Raw genomic sequence first — 1,421 nt, 5'->3', positions numbered from 1 at the left:
CAGGTGACTGCGCTTTTTAGATCGATCGGCTGGTCCCATTCCCACTCCATCATGCAGCGCCTTTCAGCGACTGCGGACAGAAGCATGACCTCGGCGACAGGATGTAGGGAAATTGGGGTTGACCCAGGACGGCCCGTTACAGAAGAACTGTCCAGCCTTTTCATTCGGTATTTACTTGCAAATACGAGGTGATATTTGCAGTCCCACGTCGAGTGGGATAGATGGTTATTGTCCACTATGACCTCCGTTCTTGCCCACTTCGTGGCTCAAGCACGGAGGTTTCTTTTATACGGTGTCGAACCCATCTGCTCCTCCACCAGAGGTGGAGGTTTTTTTCGATGAAAAAAAAGGGCCCCGCCAGCCTCTCGGCCAGCGGGGCGCTCGTGTCTGGGATTGAGCGTCACTCATCCCTGGGCCGATCAGACCCGAAGCGTCGTCGATAGCCCCTCAATTCGCCCCGAAGGACGCCAGCTGGATTCAGTCGCTTATCGCATTGCGAGATGCTAATGCCGGCGTCAGGGAACGATAGCTTTTGCCGCGATCACAGCCTCGCTCACCACGTCGGCAGACGCCAGCACCGTGTCGACGGCAGTGTCCGAAAAACGAGCTGTCCCGTGGATCACATTGCTTGCGCCGCGAGCGATCATGGAGACGACACGCTCACCCGCATTTTGCCAGGGCTGTTCCGAAGACCGCGTTAGCGGCAGAGACGGAGCCAAATTGTATCCCGGAACGCCTTCGCGAACTCGTCGAGGGTAGTTCTCGCCAGCGACGTCAAGAAGCTGATCGTTCGACTCGCATTCCGGCAAGCAGGCATCTGCCAATTGCACGTCGCTTGGAACGAAAGTCTCTGCAAGGCGTGCGTTCGCGCCTTTGATCGCATGCAAGGGAGCCTTAGGGCGAGGCGATGGAAGCGGGACGAGCAAAATTGGTTCAACAACCTCGGCCGCGGCACTGTTGAGTTCATGAGGTCCATCGGGAACGACCCTTCGTGCCGATGGCTGCTGGCTAGTGCTAACGGCAGGTTCGGGTGATAGCGTCGGAAAAGCCAAGACCACGATCATCGAAGACAGCAACTGAACAAATAAACGCGAGGGAATCTGTCGAACGTGCCAAGCTAACGACGCAGTCAATCTCTGCACTGCAGATTCTCCTAATCACTAAACCGTCCGATGGGTCGAACATCGATGTGGCCGATTTCAGACGGCCATCCCGCATCATTTTGGCAATTTGTTGCGAAACATTGCAGCCAGCGTCCGATGTTGCGCGACTAAGTGTCCGATTCAAAACTAAGCAGATGAATTAGCGAGCCTTGCGACGCGGCGAGCGAGGAGTTGGACCGAGGCGAGGAACAGCCATGCATTGGCAGATGCGATGGTCTGCTCGAAGTCCTTGGCAAGCCGTCGATTGCGATTGAGCCA

General features: G+C 56.2%; 1 protein-coding gene and 1 pseudogene. Both read right to left on the bottom strand.

From position 1 onward, the window contains the following. Positions 1-515: 515 nt before the first annotated feature. Entirely contained in the window at positions 516-1,142 is a 627-nt protein-coding gene (locus SMD10_RS25320) for a hypothetical protein (RefSeq protein WP_331688490.1), read from the bottom strand. A gap of 147 nt (positions 1,143-1,289) precedes the next feature. Continuing rightward, positions 1,290-1,421, bottom strand: a pseudogene (locus SMD10_RS25315) (IS5/IS1182 family transposase); the annotation flags it as partial.

Source organism: Consotaella aegiceratis, assembly GCF_036541425.1.
In the GTDB taxonomy this organism is placed as follows: Bacteria; Pseudomonadota; Alphaproteobacteria; order Rhizobiales; family Rhizobiaceae; genus Consotaella; species Consotaella aegiceratis.
This window is presented reverse-complemented; position numbering and strand designations above follow the sequence as displayed.